Annotated in this window: 16 protein-coding genes; 4 read left to right on the top strand and 12 right to left on the bottom strand. The window is 38.1% G+C overall.

Features of this window, described 5'->3' with window-relative positions; translation table 11 throughout:
* Positions 1–46: 46 nt before the first annotated feature.
* The 8 genes from FL972_RS09145 to FL972_RS09110 form a co-directional block, all read right to left on the bottom strand.
* Positions 47–1,183 (bottom strand): acyloxyacyl hydrolase, encoded by a 1,137-nt coding sequence (locus FL972_RS09145; RefSeq protein WP_186300067.1) that lies wholly within the window; start codon positions 1,181–1,183, stop codon positions 47–49.
* Between the two features lie 136 nt (positions 1,184–1,319).
* Entirely contained in the window at positions 1,320–2,522 is a 1,203-nt protein-coding gene (locus tag FL972_RS09140; protein ID WP_144604984.1) for a tetratricopeptide repeat protein, read from the bottom strand.
* 25 nt (positions 2,523–2,547) lie between these two features.
* Entirely contained in the window at positions 2,548–5,070 is a 2,523-nt protein-coding gene (gyrA, locus tag FL972_RS09135) for a DNA gyrase subunit A (RefSeq protein WP_144604982.1), read from the bottom strand.
* Between the two features lie 95 nt (positions 5,071–5,165).
* Complete coding sequence (locus FL972_RS09130) at positions 5,166–6,185, bottom strand: hypothetical protein (protein ID WP_144604980.1); 1,020 nt, start codon at positions 6,183–6,185, stop codon at positions 5,166–5,168.
* A gap of 89 nt (positions 6,186–6,274) precedes the next feature.
* Positions 6,275–6,787 (bottom strand): hypothetical protein, encoded by a 513-nt coding sequence (locus FL972_RS09125; protein WP_250161328.1) that lies wholly within the window; start codon positions 6,785–6,787, stop codon positions 6,275–6,277.
* A gap of 123 nt (positions 6,788–6,910) precedes the next feature.
* Entirely contained in the window at positions 6,911–7,561 is a 651-nt protein-coding gene (gene rpe / locus FL972_RS09120) for a ribulose-phosphate 3-epimerase (protein WP_144604976.1), read from the bottom strand.
* Between the two features lie 37 nt (positions 7,562–7,598).
* Positions 7,599–9,263, bottom strand: coding sequence for a S8 family serine peptidase (locus tag FL972_RS09115; protein WP_144604974.1), 1,665 nt, complete (start codon positions 9,261–9,263; stop codon positions 7,599–7,601).
* On the bottom strand, positions 9,250–9,927 hold the full coding sequence (locus FL972_RS09110; protein WP_144604972.1) for a hypothetical protein: 678 nt from the start codon (positions 9,925–9,927) through the stop codon (positions 9,250–9,252). The genes FL972_RS09115 and FL972_RS09110 overlap by 14 nt, the downstream gene beginning before the upstream one ends.
* A 102-nt stretch (positions 9,928–10,029) precedes the next feature.
* On the opposite strand from FL972_RS09110, the gene trpF reads away from it, so the two are divergent.
* Positions 10,030–10,650, top strand: coding sequence for a phosphoribosylanthranilate isomerase (gene trpF / locus FL972_RS09105; protein WP_144604970.1), 621 nt, complete (start codon positions 10,030–10,032; stop codon positions 10,648–10,650).
* 151 nt (positions 10,651–10,801) lie between these two features.
* On the opposite strand, the gene FL972_RS09100 is transcribed toward trpF, so the two are convergent.
* Positions 10,802–11,749, bottom strand: coding sequence for an aldo/keto reductase (locus FL972_RS09100; protein ID WP_144604968.1), 948 nt, complete (start codon positions 11,747–11,749; stop codon positions 10,802–10,804).
* A gap of 277 nt (positions 11,750–12,026) precedes the next feature.
* Positions 12,027–13,433: an NAD-dependent epimerase/dehydratase family protein gene (locus FL972_RS09095; protein ID WP_144604966.1), complete on the bottom strand. Its 1,407-nt coding sequence runs from the start codon at positions 13,431–13,433 to the stop codon at positions 12,027–12,029.
* Between the two features lie 312 nt (positions 13,434–13,745).
* Here FL972_RS09095 and FL972_RS09090 point away from each other — a divergent pair, with 312 nt between their 5' ends.
* Entirely contained in the window at positions 13,746–14,651 is a 906-nt protein-coding gene (locus tag FL972_RS09090) for a ThuA domain-containing protein (protein ID WP_144604964.1), read from the top strand.
* Between the two features lie 39 nt (positions 14,652–14,690).
* On the opposite strand, the gene FL972_RS09085 is transcribed toward FL972_RS09090, so the two are convergent.
* Together FL972_RS09085 and FL972_RS09080 are read right to left on the bottom strand one after the other, a co-directional pair.
* Positions 14,691–15,302 carry a hypothetical protein gene (locus FL972_RS09085; RefSeq protein ID WP_144604962.1) on the bottom strand — a complete coding sequence of 204 codons (612 nt, stop codon included), beginning with the start codon at positions 15,300–15,302 and terminating at the stop codon, positions 14,691–14,693.
* 87 nt (positions 15,303–15,389) lie between these two features.
* A complete protein-coding gene (locus tag FL972_RS09080) occupies positions 15,390–16,637 on the bottom strand; it encodes an NAD(P)/FAD-dependent oxidoreductase (RefSeq protein WP_144604960.1) in 1,248 nt (415 codons plus the stop codon).
* A 178-nt stretch (positions 16,638–16,815) separates the two neighbouring features.
* Between FL972_RS09080 and FL972_RS09075 the strand changes: the two genes are divergently transcribed.
* Positions 16,816–18,033 (top strand): serine hydrolase domain-containing protein, encoded by a 1,218-nt coding sequence (locus tag FL972_RS09075; protein ID WP_144604959.1) that lies wholly within the window; start codon positions 16,816–16,818, stop codon positions 18,031–18,033.
* A 343-nt stretch (positions 18,034–18,376) separates the two neighbouring features.
* Positions 18,377–18,973: a DJ-1/PfpI family protein gene (locus FL972_RS09070; RefSeq protein WP_144604957.1), complete on the top strand. Its 597-nt coding sequence runs from the start codon at positions 18,377–18,379 to the stop codon at positions 18,971–18,973.
* Positions 18,974–18,978 lie beyond the last annotated feature (5 nt).

The raw sequence follows: 18,978 nt of genomic DNA, 5'->3' as shown, positions 1-18,978 counted from the left end.
CTTTTGCTGGACGGAAATAAAAATTTTTTGTGATTAGTGGAAAAGTTCAATTGCCAACTACCTTTTGTATTTTTCCGGGGATTGTGTAACCGATAGTAAATTCAAAGAAATCGGCTTTGGCTTTATGAGCTTTAATCTGTAATCCACCGAATAAATGTTCATTCATTTTATATCTAACACCTATTCTTTCATAAAACCAACTTTCCTGATTTTCAGAATTGTAGTGGAGATAAGCTCCCAAACCTATTGGCATATACAGCCTATCATTCAGTTTCCATTCCCAAGAGCCCACTATTGCCAAAGAAGACTGATTAGAAAAGGTACCTATTCTACCCGGGTATCTCGATTCGAATCCAGGAGCAATAAAGTAATCTAAACCAAGTCCAATCCGGTACTTATAGGATGCATCCCACAAGTAATTGACACCAAATCCACCTCTAAAATAAGAAGGGTCTCCGACCTCATAATTTTTTGAGCCCAAATACAGAGCAAAATTCCAATATCCCCGCTTTTCAAGTTCTGGATAATCGATTGATCTAAGTGATTCGGGGCTAATTTTATCAATATTGTATCGTACACCTAAAGCAATTGGAGCGAGATTAATTCCGGCATTAGGACGCTTCGTAGCTCCATTGGAATAATGCTTCAATCCTATTGTGGAAAAGAGCTCAAAGTCTTGGTTGAGTCGATAATTTGCTTTGAAACCAAAATGAATATAGGCATTGAGCTCTGAGCCAATATATTGGTTCAATGGATTATCCAAGGAATCATAAGGATTGAGATTAAAACCAAGTCCCAATTGAGCAAAGTAGGCCAGGTAAAGTCTTTTGTCTAGGTTTTTACTTGAAAATGGAAACTCTCCAAAACCATAAAAACCCTGAGGTCTGCCGATTTCAGGATAATATGGAAGAGCCGTAGAAAAACCAATTCCAAAAGTCGGGTAACGATATAATTTATTATAAAAATTATTGGAAGTTTTTCTCCAGCCTAATCTAATATCTGCTCCACGATAGGACACAAGGTCTCTAATTTCATCAGCCCACTCTTTCCCATTACTGATCATAGGACCATTTTCATAGGACAATTCTAGAATTTTCTGATACTTCTGTTGTCCCAGTGATGGAAGAGAAAAAATCATTATTCCTAAAACCAAAAAAAGCCGCAAAGAAATAATAGTATTCATAAGGGTTTTCGAGTGCAATTTTAAGTCCATTTATACGATGTAGACCTGAACTCTTGTTTCAAAAAGTAGTTTTTATTCCTAATAAATAAAAAAGGACCACAAAATGTGATCCTTTTATTTCAATTTTTAACCGAGATTATCTTTCCATCCAATTTGGACCTAACAATTCGATCAGCTTATTGTTATATTTTTCAGCTTCAGCTGTGTTCTTCAAACGAGTGTGAATCTGGTAGAGAATACCCATGATATCTGTATCATCAGGTCTCAATTCCAAAGACTTCTCAAAGTAAGGAATTGCATCTGAATAATACTGGTTTGCTTCTTTGCCCATTGACTCAGATCTCTTCTCCCATTCAGCATCAGAAAGTGAGTTAAGCTCAGCAAGAATTTCTCTAGATTTCTCCAATAGAAGAGCTCCTGCATAGTAGTTTCCTTCGTAGAAATCAGGGTCAACCTGAACAGACTTTTTATAATCAGCCAAAGCACCATCAATATCACCAGATTGCTCTTTCAAGTAACCAGATCTCAACAAGATGGAAGTATTTTCTGGATCATTAGCTAAAGCCTCTTTGATTTGAGCCATAGCCTCATCCATTTTGTTCAATTGAAGTAACAACTGAATCTCATACTCAGCCAAAATTTTATCTGAAGGATAATCTTCTCTAGCAGCCATTACAATATCATAAGCAGCTTCTGGGTTTTTTTCCTCAGTACTTAAAATCTGCACCATGAAGTAATAGGCATTTAGCTTATTGTATTCAGGGATCTCTAGTAAATAGCCAAAGTGCTTTTTAGCATCTTCAAATCTACCTAGATCATTGGCCAAGAAACCAGCATTGTAATGAATGGTCGTATCTGATTTATCTACCTCACCTGCAAGATTAAAGAACTCATAGGCCATCTCAAAATCATCCTCATTGTATTGCGTAATTGCCTTATCAAACGAGGTATTTTTAAGGGTGTTAATAGAATATGGTCTTAAGTTTTCAGGAACTCCTGGGATATCATCTTCCAGAATTGCTTCACCAACTTTAGAGGATGCACCGGCTTTTTCCAGAGTTTGCTGGAAAGTCTCGTAAGATGCTTGACCTTTTTCCAAAGTTTCCATTGTATTGGAAGAGTCAGATCCGAACATTTTCAATTGGATCTTAGCTTTCAACAAATGTGTTTCAGGATCAGCACCAGTTTCAGGGTCCTGTAGAGCAGTATTCACTTCAGAAAGAGCGGTGGCTAAATCACCACTTTTAAAGTTTTTCTCTGCTGAGCGTACCACTTTCTTTTGTCCAAAGGCCAAAGTCGTTGCGCCGACCAAAACCAATGATAGAATTAGCTTCTTCATTTATTTAGCGTTATAAATTGTTTGGTTATTCTTCTTTATCTTCCGAATTCTCAGAAGAATTTTCTGCAATTTGGGAAGAATCTATTTCTTCTACATCTTCTTCTTTCGAGATTTTTTCAACAGAAGAAATTTCATCATTTTCCCCAACTTTTATTAATCGTACTCCTTGGGTGGCTCTACCCATTACTCTCAGATTATTCACTGAAATCCTGATAATAATTCCAGATTTATTAATAATCATCAAGTCATCTGTGTCAACTACCTCTTTGATCGCCACTAGCGCGCCAGTCTTCTCGGTAGTGTTCATTGCTTTGACACCCTTACCCCCACGATTGGTGATTCTATATTCGTCAAGGTTGGAACGTTTTCCGTAACCTTTTTCGGAAACTACCAACAGCGTTGCATTTTCTTCGGATGCACATACCATGCCAACCACATAGTCGTTAGGATTATTTAAGGTTATGGCTTTAACACCCGTAGCAGTTCGACCCATAGGCCTTACTGCTGATTCGTGGAAGTGAATAGCTCTTCCCGACTTCGCTGCAATCACAATGTGCTGATCTCCATTAGTCATATCGACATTAACCAATTGATCATCTTCTCTGATATTCAGAGCTATAATTCCATTAGACCTTGGTCTGCTATATTGTTCAAGAGTAGTCTTTTTAATGATGCCTTGTTTAGTGACCATTACCAAGAAGTGATTATTCACATAATCTTCATCATTCAAGTCGTCTACTTGAATAATCGCCCTAATCTTATCGTCTTGCTGAATATTTATCAGGTTCTGGATTGGTCTACCTTTAGATGTTTTTCCACCCTCAGGAATGGCATAAGTTTTCAACCAGAATAACTTCCCTTTATCGGTGAAGATCAATAAGTAATTGTGGGTAGACGCGGTAAACAAGTATTCAGTGAAATCATCCTCTTTGGTGCTAACACCTCGAGAACCAACTCCACCTCTACCCTGGGTTTTATATTCTGTAAGGGCTGTTCTTTTAACATATCCCTGATGAGAAACAGTAATAATTACTTCCTCATTTGGGATCATGTCTTCATAGCTGAAATCTTCCGCGTTGTGCTCAATTTCAGTTCGGCGATCATCTCCATAACGATCCTTCATTTCCTGAAGTTCCGTCTTAATAATCTCCATTCTTTTGTCTTCGTTAGCAAGAATCTCTTTCAATTCTTCTATCAAAGCCATAATCTCCTTGTATTCCTGGATGATTTTGTCGCGCTCCATTCCTGTCAAACGCTGCAATCTCATATCCAAAATCGCTCTGGCTTGAATCTCACTTAATTCAAACCTTTCCATCAAACCGTTTCTAGCAGTTTCAGGATCAGCTGAATTTCTAATTAAAGCAATTACTTCATCTAAATGATCCAAAGCGATCAAGTAACCCTCCAAAATATGAGCTCTTTTTTCTGCTTCTCTTAGCTCATACTCAGTTCTTCTTACTACTACTTCATGCCTATGGCTTACATAGTGTACGATTAGATCCTTCAGGTTCAGGGTCTGTGGTCTTCCTTTAACAAGGGCTACGTTATTTACTGAGAATGAAGTCTGTAGCTGGGTTTGCTTGTACAGGTTGTTTAAGACAACATTCGCCATCGCATCCCTTTTCAGTTCGTATACGATTCGCATACCTGATCTATCAGATTCGTCGCGAATGGCAGAAATTCCATCAATTTTCTTTTCGTTGATTAAGGCAGCGGTTTTTTCTACCATGCTCGCCTTATTCACCATATATGGAATTTCGGTGATGACAATCATTTCTTTGTTGCCACCTTCTTTGGTCTCTACATTCGCTTTTCCGCGAACTACAATTCGACCTCTACCTGTTTCGAAGGCAGCCTTAACTCCATTGTATCCATATATAATACCACCGGTTGGGAAATCAGGAGCTACAATATGCTCCATCAGTTCTGCTACGGTAATATCTCTATTATCAATATAGGCTACGATGCCGTTGATCACCTCTGTCAAATTATGAGGTGCCATATTAGTAGCCATACCTACTGCAATTCCGGAAGCTCCATTAAGTAATAGAGCAGGAACCTTAGCAGGAAGAACAATCGGTTCTTTTAGAGAGTCATCAAAATTGAACTGAAAATCAACAGTTTCCTTATTGATATCTACCAAAAGCTCCTCGGCGATTCTTTTCAACCTTGCCTCGGTATAACGCATCGCGGCTGGATTATCTCCATCGATGGAACCAAAGTTACCTTGTCCATCTACCAACTGATATCGCAAAGACCAAGGCTGGGCCATACGAACCATGGTATCATAAACTGCTGAGTCACCATGTGGGTGATACTTACCTAGTACCTCACCAACAATTCTGGCAGACTTTTTATAAGGTTTGTTGTGTAATACTCCCAATTCCTGCATCCCGTAAAGGATTCTTCTATGAACTGGTTTGAGTCCGTCTCGGACATCTGGAAGCGCTCTTGAAACAATAACCGACATCGAATAATCGATGTAGGCTCCGCGCATTTCCTCTTCAATGTTAATGGGTATAATGTTCTCGTTTTCTCCTTGAGCCATAGTATGCTATTCACAGGGTATATTAAGCCTGCAAGATAGTAAAAAGCCTAAGCTTTTGAAAAGAGAATGTGAACTCTAGGCAAGGAAAAACGAGCTTAATACCATTGGCCTATTTTTCTATTCTGTAGATTAAAAATTGAACTGCCTCTATATTCTATTCCATTGTGCATGTGTTTCATTACTACACCACAGCCCTGAACTTTACATCTTTTTGTTCCAGGGAAACGCACAGAAAAACCTATCTGCATCGCATATACCTGTTGGTCAATGTTTTGCAACTCAGAATAGTCAGAGGAGGCAAAGGTAAACTTCCTAAATTCAGCTCCTCCTTTGATAAACAATTTGGTATATTCAGAAAAATCACGCTCTAATCGCAGACCGATTCCATAGTATGGTTCGTTAGCAACGGCCAAGCGGGGGGTATAATTTCCATTGGCATTCAAAGAAGGATCAAAGGCTTTTTTTAGTGTTAACTGTCCAAATTCACCCTCTAATATGACTCTCCAAGGATACAATTGCCTCACTCTTTGTTTCAATTCGGACTGCATATAAATGTTAGCACCGGCATATTTTCTATACTGCCATTGCAAAAACTTTGCTCTTTTATTGGCGTCCCAAAGTACCAATCCAACTGTTCCGTACAATTTACTGACTTGATAGGAGGCTCCTTCAAAATCAAACTGCCAATCTCCTCCTTGCATTGGGCTTAGATTTCCCCACTCTTGTCCATAACCACCCCCGATGGTAATAATGTTAAAAACATTAATTCTCAGTCCTGCATTAAATAATGGAGCTGTCCAATCATTCGATTTCATTTCCAGGGGATTTTCCTCTGATATATCTAAGGTCAAATCAGATTCTCTAAACCTGCTAAAATTATCATACAAACCTAAATTCTCAGTATAAAAACCTGTTCCAAATTGATGATAAGCAGCTCCCCCCGAAATCTCCACGGCAAACATTTCTAAGATATTCCTGCTCAAATTTCCGACAGAGGACTCACTTTTAGGATTTTTGGCCTTTCTACTGATACCAAAAATATCTTCGTCTTGGGCTTGAAGGTCACAAAAAGAAAATAACAAGATAGCAGATAGAAGAAAACAGGATTTTTTCATACGAAGAGAACGCTCAAAATTTGTTCAAAGTGTGAAAGTAAAAAAAAAGCCTCCAAAATTTGGAGGCTTTCAGTGTTTTTATTGATCTATTAATTTTCTCCGTCTTCTTTTGCGGCTGCTCTTTCAGCATCTTTTTCCTCTTTGATCGTCAAAATCATTGAGTCCAGTTTTTCCTTCACAGAAGGATCACCTTTAATAGCAGCCAAAACTTTATTGTATACAGATACACTGATTACATCGCTGTCAGTGATCAAATTTGTTTTGTAATCCACTACGCTTTGTTGCAAGGAGTTTTGGAAATCCAAAATTGCTTGGTAAGCCGCCTTCTCCTCATCTGTTACATTTGCTTCCGCCATTTTAGCGTCATCTCCCCATGCAGCTTTGATCTCATTATATCGAGCTCCTCCGTCAATCACCTCATTATTAAGAATCATATTTCTCAATTCATCGGTTTTATCCTCAACGTACAATGAAGTCATCACTTCTACCGTTGCATACTGGGTTAGATCCTCATCTGTTACTGGTTCATTCGCAGCTTCTTGTGCAAATGTGGACAATGCTAGACACATAAAGAAAGACCCAAATAGCAATACTTTTTTCATAATCATTAGTGAGTTTAGTTTACGATAAGCTTTCAAAGAAATACCTTAAAGTCAAAAAATCAAGTAAAAATCGCCAGAATTAAGGTTTTTTAGGATAAATGGTAATCAACCTAAATTATATGTTTAAATATTTTTTAATTCTGAAATTGTCTCTTTGGGATTTGAAGAGTTAAATACAAAACTGCCCGCTACTAATATATCGGCTCCTGCCTCCATCAATTTGGGAGCATTATCAAGATTTACCCCGCCATCAATTTCTATTAAAGTCTCGCAACCATTCGTATCAATCATCTCCTTCAAACGAGAAACCTTGGAATAGGTATTTTCTATAAATTTTTGCCCTCCAAAGCCAGGATTAACAGACATGATACAAACCAAATCCAACATTTCTAAACTATCGCTCAAAAGCTCCACAGGCGTATGAGGATTGATCGCCACGCCAGCTTTAATTCCTAATTGACGGATTGCCTGCAGCGATCTATTCAAATGCTTACATGCCTCATAGTGCACACTGATAATAGAAGCACCTACATTTTTAAATGCCTCCAGATAATTATCCGGATCCATGATCATTAGATGCACATCCAAAGGCTTCCTTGCATGGCGGTGAATAGCTTCGGTAACCGGAATCCCAAAAGATATATTAGGTACAAATAAACCATCCATGATATCCACATGAATATAATCTGCATCGGATTCGTTAAGCATCTCTACATCGCGCTGTAAGTTTGCGAAGTCTGCTGCAAGGATGGAGGGTGCAATTTTTGGTTTCATAATTCTTTTAAGGACTGTTTCGATCAACCTGTCCTTTTTAATATCTATATAACTTAGTCTGCTTAATCAATTTACCCTCTTGGAGTCTAATTAGATAAAGGCCTGGTTTGATTCCTTCCAAATTAATCCAATATGGATTTTGATTGGATCCTCTTAGGATGGTGGATTTCAAAACTGATTTTCCGCTGAAATCAATTAGTTCAAATGAGGCTTCATTACCGGTTCCAAAATAAATGCTCAACTCATTTTCCTCAATTGGGTTAGGATAAACCTTCCATAAAATAGTTTCCTCATTTTCCTCGACACTTAGGATTTCTCCATAATAAGCCTTGAAGAAGTTAGGTATTCCATAACCCAAAAGATTATCCGGCTTTTCAAATTGACTTGCGCTTCTCAGAAGATTATCTATCAACTCCGCTCTGGTCCATTCTGGTTTAGCCTGCCATAAGCCAGCTGCTAAAGCTGCTATTTGTGGAGCTGAAAAAGAGGTTCCGTTGGCAAAACCCACATTCCCATTAGACCTGATTAAAGCTGTACCATTACCATAAGCTGCCAAATCAGGTTTGATCCTGCCATCGCCTGTGGGGCCTCTCGAACTGAAGCCTGAAACAGAAAGGTCCTGATTTACTGACCCTATAGCTAGGATATTGGGAGAATCGGCAGGAGCTACTAAAGAGGAAACTCTAGAACCATAATTTCCTACACTATTTACTACCAAAATACCTTTAGATGCTGCAATATTGGCTGCTTTGGTGATAGTGGTGGTATTTCCATCCAAGTCATTGATGGTATAGTTCATAGAAGTATCATCAAAGTCCCAGTATCCAACAGAACTATTGATGATATCTACACCCAAAGAATCTGCAAATTCGGCTGCTCTGAGCCAATTGTATTCCTCTACCCAATATTCAGTCGCCACCTCCTCTGTCATAGCCAAAATATAGCTGGCATCAGGTGCTCCTGCTATTATTTTCCCATCCTCATTGGATGCTATCAAAGACAATACGTTTGTTCCGTGCTGATTATCGCCATAAACATTGTTATTCCAAGGTCTAACAAAGTCACGTGTTGCAACAATCTGATTATTTTGAAATAAATGACTTAATGAAGATGCGGTATTTGCACCGGGAAAACCAGCATCAAAGACAGCTATGGTAATGCCCGCTCCTTTGAAACCTAATTTGTGCATTTCATCGATTCCCAAAAGTTTATTCTGGAAATCGGAAGGAGATTCCAAGCTTTCCAAAACTCTTTCAGATTTACTGTCCGATTTACAAGCTTTTGCGGTAGATGATGCGAAAAGTCTTCTGCTCACCCTCGCATTTGGATTGGGAAGAAATCCCCTGCCTATGAGCGTGACTTTATCTACAAAAGGGAATGAAGCTATCTCAGCCACTCCAGCTTCATCAGCCACGATAATCGAGGCATTCAGCCATTTACTTTGGTAAAGGATATAATTTGACTTTTCAAATACAGCATCTACATATTTCTGTGCCACCGGTAGGTCAGTACTATCTGCCTGTACTCCTTCTCTTGCTCTTCTCTGTATGGCTTTCGAAGTCAGAAAATCCTGAGGCTTTTCTAAGCTTAATCCATTTTGAGGTTTATACTTATAAAAAACAGCATATCTATCCTGCGCCCAAATAGATCCAACTGCCAAAAAGTAAATAAAGGTTAAAACCAATAGCTTACTCGCTCTCATAATTCAATAATTTCATATGAATCTTACTCCCGGAGTCAATTAATTGTTCACCCAAACAATCATTTCTAGAACAATAAGTTAATACTTCATAGTACAACTCCACCATTCCAACTCCTTTTTCATAGCTTTCATAGCGAATATCTCTGAATGTAATTTGATCATCAGAATCCTCTTGCTCGATTTGAAATATTTCTGAAGATGTGTCCCCTACTCTTTTGGCCACAAACTCATCTGAATTTTGACTTCTATATTTATTGCCATCCCATGTGACTCCATCACGAATTGATTCGATCAAAATAACTATAGGTTGATTGTCTATGGTCCTAACAATATTCCCCTCTCTCACCAAGAGTGTATAATCCTTTTCCTTCACCCAATTGGATCTGTCTTCGGATTTGCTTCTTTGAATTATAAAAACCTGCTCTTTCGCGTCATTGATAAAGACGGTTCGAACTCTGTCTCTGTAAAAAAAGTTTGAGTCCTCGGAATCATTTTCTCCAAAATAAATGGTTTGAGAAACCTCGTATTCCCATTGACTTCCAATTCTTAAAGAAATGTAATCCAAACCCACAGTTTGCATGGGTTCTTCTAACTCCCTTTCACAGGAAAAAAAACTGAATAGAATCAAAAAGCTAAAGATTGCTTTTGTAGATATTATTTTCATCAACCTAAAAATAGAAGGAATAAGTCAAATATCCTCTTTTAGATGCTGAACTCTATGGTCAAAATGACCTTTGTTTTTACCTTAGCGGAATAATTCAAAAAAATGGCGCTAAGTACTTTTGTAAAAATAGATGGAGTTACCAACCTCAGTGATGCCCGTTACTGTGCAGGGATGTATGTGGATGTATTGGGTTTCAATTTGGAAGAGAGTTCTCAGAAATTTCTCAATCCAACTCAGTATGAAGAAATTACGGGTTGGGTTTCAGGATTGGAATTCGCTGCTGAATTTGAAACAGAGGAAGCAGATATTATCCAATTGAAACTGGAAAAATATCCGAACATAACTTGGATTCAACATCAGCGGCTGGATACTTTACTCAAATTGAAAGACACTGGGAAAAATCTCATTTTTCAGGCAGATATTGCTGAGTTAGCTCATATTGAAAGCCAAGTTGCCGAAAAACTTCAGAGTGAAGGGGTTTATTTATTACTAAAAGCGGATCATGAAAAACTGAGTAAAGATGAATTGACTACCATATCAATTCTGGCGAAATCAATTCAAGTTATCTTAGGTTCAGGTATTTCAGCATTCAATGTAAAAAAACTGGTAGACGATCTGGGCTTATTTGGTATCTCTCTGGAAGGCGGAGAAGAAATAAAGCCCGGCCTGAAAGACTTTGATGAACTCGCAGATATACTCGAAGAATTAGAAGTAGAAGATTAAAAATGAGGCTGTCTCATAAATAGCTCTAATGTCAGCCTGAGCGCCTGCCTGACGTCAGACAGGGAGTCGAAGGCCATTCCTATCGTTGTGGCCTACATTTCGACTTCGCTCAATGTGACAAATTGCACTTTTGAGACAGCCTCTTATTTTTTTAATCCCAAAGGTCACTCAGTTTGTATGGACTCTGAGGACCTGTAAAAAATGAGCCATCTACAAAACGATGGGAAACCCCTATTTCATTCAATTCCATTACATCTTGCTTCGTCAGCTCTACCTGAGAGGCTTGAAAGTTTTCCTGAATTCTCCCTTGGTTGACCGACTTTGGAATTACCACTACATCCCTTTGTATTGACCAGGCTATCAAAACCTGTCCTTCCGATATATTATGTCTTTGCGCAATTTCTTTTACAATTGGATTGCTAAGCAAAACAGGATCATTTTGATGTTTTTCACCTCTGGAGTCTGGTGAGCCTAAAGGCGAGTAAGCAGTCATAAGAATTCCATTGGATTTACAGAATTCTACCAAATCAATTTGGGGTAAAAAAGGATGCATTTCTACCTGATTCATTTCAGGTCTTTGTCCATCCATGCTGATCAACTCAGTTAGTTTTTTTTGATTGAAATTTGAAACCCCTATATGCTTGGTCTTTCCTAGTTTTTTCTGTTCCTGCATAGCTTCCCAGGTTTGGGTCAATGGGACATCCTGATAGGTATAAAACTCTTCTCTGTGGGAGGCAAAACTTACTCCATGTTTAAATGCTATGGGCCAATGAATCAAATAAAGATCCAGGTAATCCAAATGCAAATCGCTTAGCGTTTTATCCAAGGCAGGTCCGACATCTTCGAAGCGATGGCTATCATTCCACAATTTGGAGGTAATAAACAAATCAGATCTTTTAACCAAACCTGCAGCGAAAGCGTCTGCTAAACCTTGTCCAACCTCTTTCTCATTGCCATAGATCGCTGCACAATCTATATGCCTATACCCAGCCTCGATTGCCCAAAAAACTGCCTTCCTAACTTCTCCCGGTTTACTTTTCCAAGTTCCCAGTCCAAGAAGGGGAATGGAATCTCCATTTATAAAATTCACTGATTTCATGTGTTTATAATTTGTGTTTCAAAGGTCTCATGGAATGTCCTACCCCGATTTATCGGGGCATCCCCCTCCCGATCCGCCGCGGTGGACGGGACAAGTTGTGTGAGATTTTTCCTCATGGGCATTTCATTTGTGTTGATTTATTTGAGGTCGTTGGAAAATCAAAATATTGATATCTCTACAATCGTTTTTGACAATTTGCGCTAAAATCTAATACTGATTAAGAGAGCGATTTCTGAGCCTTATTTTTCTTACGTAATATAAGAGGGATAAAGACGTGCTAATCCTCTTTTCTTTCTAAATATTTTTTAAATCGATTCATAACCCATAGGTGAAATCTTGCTTGGGTATTAACATAAATGAACCAAGGCAACCTGGGAACAAACTCATGAATAGCTGTGATAATATACCTCCCTCCTAAAACTCCTCTAAACTCAAGCCATCCATAATCAAAGCGTTTTACAAGCCATCCTCCTGTAATGTAAAATAATTGCCTTTCTTGATCACTTCTATCAGGAATCATGGTCAATTGCAGCATGGGCTTTTTCCCCCAAAGCAAATGAAAACCAACATCGCCTCTTTCTGTCGTCTTTCCATTAATCAAAAACTTAAAAAAACTGGGCAACCAAATATTATATCGATTTCCTACCCAGGTGGCTGTGTGGCCATTTTTATTCGCCATACGCTGAATACTTCTTACCGTATTCTTAACACCTTTCTTCTTATAGAATTTGGGTAAAATCGGTTTTTCCTTGGAGTTCAATGCTATGCTGACAGACTCTTCATAGCTGAGATAATCAATTTTTTTCTCTTTAAACGCCAAATTTGGAGAAACTGTAAGCGTATGAATCAAGCTTTCCACTAGGGGTGAAACCAATTGTGGTGGGCTATCACCAAAAAGTCCAACCCAAAATTTACTAAGGCCTAAAGAAAAAACAGGAACTGAAAAGACAAAGCGCTTTTTCCCCATTACCTCAGCTGTCCTTTCCAGCATACTTCTATAAGTCATCACTTGAGGACTGCCAATTTCTATAGCTTTCCCGTAAACATTTGGATTCCCAATACAAGTGTCCATGATGTCTAAAGTATCTCTTAAAGAAATGGGTTGAGTTTCAGACTCAGTCCATTTGGGACACATCATCACGGGAAGTCTATCAACCAGATTCTTGATCATGTCGAAGCTCGATCCACCGGGTCCTACGATAATAGAAGCCCTCAAAGCAGTTAGTTTTGCCTTTCTGGAACCTAAAGTTTGCTCTACTTCCAATCTACTTCGAAGGTGACGAGACAGTTTTTCTTCAGGCTCATCAGGCAATAAACCTCCCAGATAAATGATTTGCTTGACATGATTAATGTTGGCAGCTCTGCTAAAATTATCTGCCAATAATAGATCCGTATCCTCAAAACTGCCTTGATTCAATCTCGTGGATGCATTCATAGAATGAACAAGATAAATCGCCACATCCACGTCTTTTAAAGCATCCACTGTAGAAGTAATGGAATAAAGCTCTACCTGTCTCCATTTTACTTCAGGATTGGGATTGTGCTTGACCTTTCTCCTGCTAAGGCCTATAATGTTGTATTTATCTTTGAACTGGTGAATAAACCATCGACCGATATAGCCTCCTGCCCCAGCGATGGCAACTGTTAGTTTTTTCTCTTCAAAAGTTTCTGTTTCAATGTTCATAAAAATTCTATTCAGGTATATAACCCCCAAAAGCAATTAGGTGTTCATAAAATGGCGGGACTGTTTACAAAAAATACCCGTTCACCATTAAATAGTTGGCTCTGATCATGAATATTAATTAATATGGATATCCGCTTTCCTAACAGTAACAACCAAATACGGCTTATTGTCAGCTAAATGGATTGCTTCGGTCTTCGGTCGCCTGTACTGAGCGAAGTCGAAGTATCCAACCGGTCAATCAAGGAAAATAAGGCAACTGGCATGATTGCGGATAATCAGATTATTTAATTGACTTCTAACTCTCCAACCCCTATGAAAAAATTTATTTTGACTTTTTCGCTTGCTGCTTTTGCTACCCTTAATGCCCTAAGTCAGGATTTGAAAGAAGTAGCACTTACCGAAGAATGGCAACAGAAAATAGAAAAACTTGCTCCCTCTAAAACTAATTTTCCCTTTTCAGAAAAGAAAAAAATATTGGTTTTTTCACTTTACACCGGCTTTCAGCATTGGGTAATTCCACATACCACAGAAATGATCAAAGTTATCAGTAAGAAAAGTGGCGCCTTTGAGGTTGTAGAAAGTATAGATATCAACCAGTTTGAGAAAGAGAATTTAGCCCAATATGATGCAGTGGTGATGAATAATACCTGTTCAAAACCAGAACACAGAAACTTATTTTGGGACCAATTAAATATTGTGCAGGATAAGGATTCCGTTTCTCTCATGAGCAAGGCTATGGAGTTAGAGCAAAATCTAATCGATTATGTCAAAAATGGAGGCGGCTTATTCCTATTACACGGAGCAGTAACTACTCAAAATAACTCTATGGATTTTAGCAAATTGGTGGGTGCTAGTTTTGACTACCATCCTCCTCAGCAAACTATCCATATTCACTTAGAAGATGCTGAGCATCCTCTTGTAAAGCATTTTCCTGCTAATGGATTTGTTCATGTGGATGAACCTTATTTTTACAAAAATGCCTATTCAGAATTAGCCTTCGAACCTTTGCTATTTTTCAATAATTCTGAAATCAAAGATCAAAGAAAAAACCAGGAACTTACTGCAGGAAAAACCTATGTGGCTTGGATCAAGTCGGAAGGAAAAGGAAGAGTTATGTATTCAGCAGCCTCTCATAACGCTCAAAGCTTTGAGAATCCGGACCTTCTGGAGTTTTTCCTTAATGGATTACAATATGTAGTTGGTGACACTCCTGATTGAGGAAAGGAATTTAACCTATAACAATACTTTTAGGCCAATCTATTCTTCGTCCTCCTCGGGTTCGATCCCCTGATCTCTTTTGACGTCTATCAATTCTCTTTTGAGCTTTCTCTCCCTTTCTACAGCCCTTCTTTTATGCGCTTCAAACTCTTTTTCAATATTAATAATCCTTTCCTCATTAGTTCTTAGGATGCTTTGATTTGAAAAAAAACGAAGGCTTATATATCCTGCATAAATGATTAATACTACTATAATCGCATAAAAAATAGGAAGGGGAATTGGTAGGTCCGAATCGCTGGATGATGCAAATACAGGCTTTTGTTCAGTTTGAGCCTCGTTAGAAGACTCTGTTTTTCCCAAATCCACCAAATACTGAAGGGAATCATTCTTTTTGGAAATCTGGGCCAATTCATCCTCAATAGATTTCAATTGGCTTTCAAGGGAGGATTTAAAATTGGCCAGGTCGCTATCTTTTACGACTGAGAATCCAACTGAATTGGAAGCAGGCCTAACGATGGAGTCCAACTGATCCATTTGGCTTTTCACCAAGCTTTGAGCTAATGTATAATTCGAGAATATAAAAAGGATACCAATCAGCAATATATGCCGTCGAATGGTATCCTTTTCAAGTTTGAGGTATTTAGAGTTCATTGAGGGTGGTGATTTAAACTCTCAAAAGTTACGGAAAGAAATATATAATATATATAAAAACCGAAAAAAGTATGATCCAAAGTATACTTAATGAGTTGGCATATAAGAATGTACAACAGCCTCAGAGGCAATTCTTCCCGAAGTCATAGCTGCATTTATTGAACCATTTAATAAGTAGTCTCCTGCTAAAAAGACATGATCAGTAATCTTACATTCAGTAAATGGAATTGTATATTTCAAATCATCCAAGACTGGCAAAGCATAATTTATTTGATAAGTTTTTATCAGCTTAAAATATTCTGACTTGATGCCAGAAACAGCCTCCAACTCACTTTGAACAGCTTTTACTAGCTCTTTTTCTTCTAAGTCAGATTCTAAAACAGTCACCGATAATAATGACCTATCAGAACCACTGTATGCATCTGAAACATCATCCATAAACACAACATTATTCACATACTTCCCCTCATTTAATAAACCTATCATAGGCCTGGCCAAGAAAGATTTTTGTAGAGAGAAATACATATTTATCACTTTTCTAGGAGCAGCAAACTGCCCCTGAAGCTGCTTCATCACTTTATCAGGTTGAACAGCTATGATGATTCTATCTGCTAATAAGGTTTCACCGTTTTCTAAATGGATTGCATTTCCCTGAACTTCCTTAACTGCAGTATTGAAATAGATTTGAGTTGTGCTTAGCTGTTTCCGCAAGAGTTTAGGTATTTCACCCATTCCTTTTTCAGGAACGGCCGCATGACCAAGGGAAAACATTTTAAACACGAACTCAAACATTCTGGAGGAGGTATTTAATTGTTTTTCGAGAAAAACTCCTCTGAAAAAAGGAATGAAGAAATTCGTAATTATTTGATCAGAAAACCCATACGCTTTCAAATACTGAAGGGTGGGTAAACTTGGAGTGTTAAAAATTTCCTCGTTGGTCTTTTTCTTCAATTCATGAGTCAAAGCAAACATTTTCACTTTATCCAAAAAGGTCCCAACCTTAGAAAAAACCATCCCCATAATTTTCAATGGGTTTCTCATTGGGTCTGAAATGATATAGGACTCTTTCGAATTAAGAATTACTGCCCCTGGATCAAAAGTCTTCAAATGAAGCGCTTGAAAATCCAGATATTTCTTGGCCTCGGGATAAGCAGTATTCAATACCTGAAACCCATGGTCCAAGAGAAATCCATCTACCACATCAGTTTTAACTCTACCTCCAACTTGATCGCTTGATTCCAATATTACAGGAGAAAATCCTGCCTTCTCTAATTCCAAAGCGGCAATCAATCCTGATATTCCTGCACCAATAATGTAAATTTTTTTCTCTTTCATTTTTTTGCTGGGTAAAACAATGTGTATTCTAATCTACTTGCTTATAAAGTTCAGAAATTTAACCAAGGAAAAAAGAAAGAGTTTGATATGATCTAATTTTGATACCATATTCCTCAAATACATCAACGGTGAGGCTTTACTTTCTTTTTTTGGTAAAATCGCAATAAATCATCCAATCATGACAAAATTCTACATTACTGCCCTGATCCTTTGTTTATTTTCCACAATATCCAGTGCCCAAGTTTATTTCCCCGAAAAGGGCGCATGGGAGCAAAAATCTCCTTCCGAATTAAGTATGAATTCGGACAAAATTGCTGAGGCAATTCAATTTGCCAAATCTCATGAAAGCGATGCAAATCCTAATTTAAAAATAGCCCATTATGAATCTGGTTTTGGTCGCGAACCATTCGGTTATCCTGTGGGTCCTATGAAAACCAGAGGTCCTGCTACAGGTCTTATCATTTACAAAGGATATGTAGTCGGTCAATGGGGTGAACCAGATAGAGTTGACTTGACATTTTCAGTTGCCAAAAGCTTTTTATCTACCACTGCAGGATTAGCTGTTCAAGAAGGATTAATTGCAGACGAAAATGATCTGGTCTATCCTTATATGGCTCCGATTTATCCCTATGAACCCGCCAAATTGATGGTCAACAAGTCTGATCATTTTTTTGAAGAGGATGTATTTGAGCTTTTTGACACGGAACACAACAGAACCATTACATGGGATCATTTATTGAGACAAACTTCAGATTGGGAAGGAAGCTTATGGGGTAAGCCTGATTGGGCTGATAGACCCAGTGAAGGAGTGTCCAAAAAAAGAGCGAGACCGCAAAACACACCTGGATCTGTGTATGAATACAATGATACAAGAGTAAATGTACTGGCATTGGCACTTTTGAATATATGGAGAAAACCACTTCCAACTGTCTTGAAAGAAAAAATTATGGACCCGATAGGCGCCAGTGATACTTGGCGCTGGACGGGCTATGAAAACTCTTTTGTAATAATAGATGGTCAAATTATTCAATCAGTAAGTGGTGGGTCTCATTGGGGTGGTGGAATGATGCTTTCCGCTTGGGATCAGGCGAGATTTGGCTATTTAACCCTTAGAAATGGTTCTTGGAATGGAAAACAATTGATAGCTCCTGAATGGATCAAAAAATCAAAGACCCCTACTCCGGCCAATCCTTCCTATGGTTTCATGAATTACTTTTTGAACGAAGACTTGAAACAAGTTCCTGCAGCTCCAAAATCTGCCTTTTTACATATTGGAGCTGGAACCAACATGATTTATGTGGATCCTGAAAATGATCTACTCATAGTCGCCAGATGGATACCTAATGAAGACAAGGCGGAGCTGGTTAAAATGGTGTTGGAAAGCTTGGGTAAATAAAAAACAAGCCCCGGTTTTAGGCCGGGGCTCTTGGTGATAAACAAAAATCACTATTCCTTTTTCAGGGAAGGAGCCCTATTTGGTTTGTACTCTTAATCAACTAACCCTATGAGATCTTATCTTTACGATAAATAGAATACAGTAAACGAAATAATATTTTGCTCCTGGAAAATAATTACTCGTCTTGCATACAAAATTACGATGGGTTTTTATAATTTGATTAAGTAGAAATAATTATTTGATTCATATCAAAAGAAGAAACTCTCAAAAATTAATCAGAACATAAAATCAGGATTAACTTCATTTCAATTTCTAAAATTCTATTAGTTCCAATTCATCAGATATGGCTCAATCAGGACAAAAATTAAGCTTGGGTGTTTACATCTTTCCGGATGTGGAAGTTCTTGATTTCGCAGGACCATTTGAAGTTTTTTCAGTAGCGAGTGAAATTATCGGTAAAGAAAAACTCGAGGTATTTACCATAGGAGATTCCTTAAACAGCCTAACAACCATTGGCAATCTGACAGTGAAACCAGCTAAATCATTTGATTCAGTTGAGCAATTAGATTTTTTAGTAATCCCAGGTGGAGACGGAAGTAAAAGGGTGATTAAAAATCAAGATTCCCTAAATCAGCTAAATAGGCTTATCCAATCCTCAAAGTGGACCATGACTGTTTGTTCTGGTGTGAGGATACCTGCCAAACTTGGCTTACTGAATCAACAGCAATTCTGTACCCATCATGAGGTTTATGATGATATTTTAAAGTTAAGCCCTACCTCTATTCCTATCCGAAAAAGCAGATTTGTTCAATCAGGGGATCGGCTTTTTACAGCCGCAGGAATTTCTGCCGGAATTGATTTGGCTTTGCATTTAGTAAGCCAGACTTTTGGGAACGAGGTTTTCCAAAAAACTAAAAACTATATGGAATACGAAAAATAAATACA

The sequence above is a fragment of the Algoriphagus algorifonticola genome, assembly GCF_007655305.1.
In the GTDB taxonomy this organism is placed as follows: domain Bacteria; phylum Bacteroidota; class Bacteroidia; order Cytophagales; family Cyclobacteriaceae; genus Algoriphagus; species Algoriphagus algorifonticola.
This window is presented reverse-complemented; position numbering and strand designations above follow the sequence as displayed.

Bases quoted from the DNA above. Each gene is read 5' to 3' on its own strand.
- FL972_RS09110 (WP_144604972.1), bottom strand. From the start codon at position 9,927: ATGAAAATAATATCTACAAAAGCAATCTTTAGCTTTTTGATTCTATTC.
- FL972_RS09075 (WP_144604959.1), top strand. From the start codon at position 16,816: ATGACAAAATTCTACATTACTGCCCTGATCCTTTGTTTATTTTCCACA.
- FL972_RS09090 (WP_144604964.1), top strand. From the start codon at position 13,746: ATGAAAAAATTTATTTTGACTTTTTCGCTTGCTGCTTTTGCTACCCTT.
- FL972_RS09130 (WP_144604980.1), bottom strand. From the start codon at position 6,185: ATGAAAAAATCCTGTTTTCTTCTATCTGCTATCTTGTTATTTTCTTTT.
- FL972_RS09145 (WP_186300067.1), bottom strand. From the start codon at position 1,183: ATGAATACTATTATTTCTTTGCGGCTTTTTTTGGTTTTAGGAATAATG.
- FL972_RS09095 (WP_144604966.1), bottom strand. From the start codon at position 13,433: ATGAACATTGAAACAGAAACTTTTGAAGAGAAAAAACTAACAGTTGCC.
- FL972_RS09080 (WP_144604960.1), bottom strand. From the start codon at position 16,637: ATGAAAGAGAAAAAAATTTACATTATTGGTGCAGGAATATCAGGATTG.
- FL972_RS09125 (WP_250161328.1), bottom strand. From the start codon at position 6,787: ATGAAAAAAGTATTGCTATTTGGGTCTTTCTTTATGTGTCTAGCATTG.
- FL972_RS09115 (WP_144604974.1), bottom strand. From the start codon at position 9,263: ATGAGAGCGAGTAAGCTATTGGTTTTAACCTTTATTTACTTTTTGGCA.
- FL972_RS09085 (WP_144604962.1), bottom strand. From the start codon at position 15,302: ATGAACTCTAAATACCTCAAACTTGAAAAGGATACCATTCGACGGCAT.
- gyrA (WP_144604982.1), bottom strand. From the start codon at position 5,070: ATGGCTCAAGGAGAAAACGAGAACATTATACCCATTAACATTGAAGAG.
- FL972_RS09100 (WP_144604968.1), bottom strand. From the start codon at position 11,749: ATGAAATCAGTGAATTTTATAAATGGAGATTCCATTCCCCTTCTTGGA.
- FL972_RS09140 (WP_144604984.1), bottom strand. From the start codon at position 2,522: ATGAAGAAGCTAATTCTATCATTGGTTTTGGTCGGCGCAACGACTTTG.
- trpF (WP_144604970.1), top strand. From the start codon at position 10,030: ATGGCGCTAAGTACTTTTGTAAAAATAGATGGAGTTACCAACCTCAGT.
- FL972_RS09070 (WP_144604957.1), top strand. From the start codon at position 18,377: ATGGCTCAATCAGGACAAAAATTAAGCTTGGGTGTTTACATCTTTCCG.
- rpe (WP_144604976.1), bottom strand. From the start codon at position 7,561: ATGAAACCAAAAATTGCACCCTCCATCCTTGCAGCAGACTTCGCAAAC.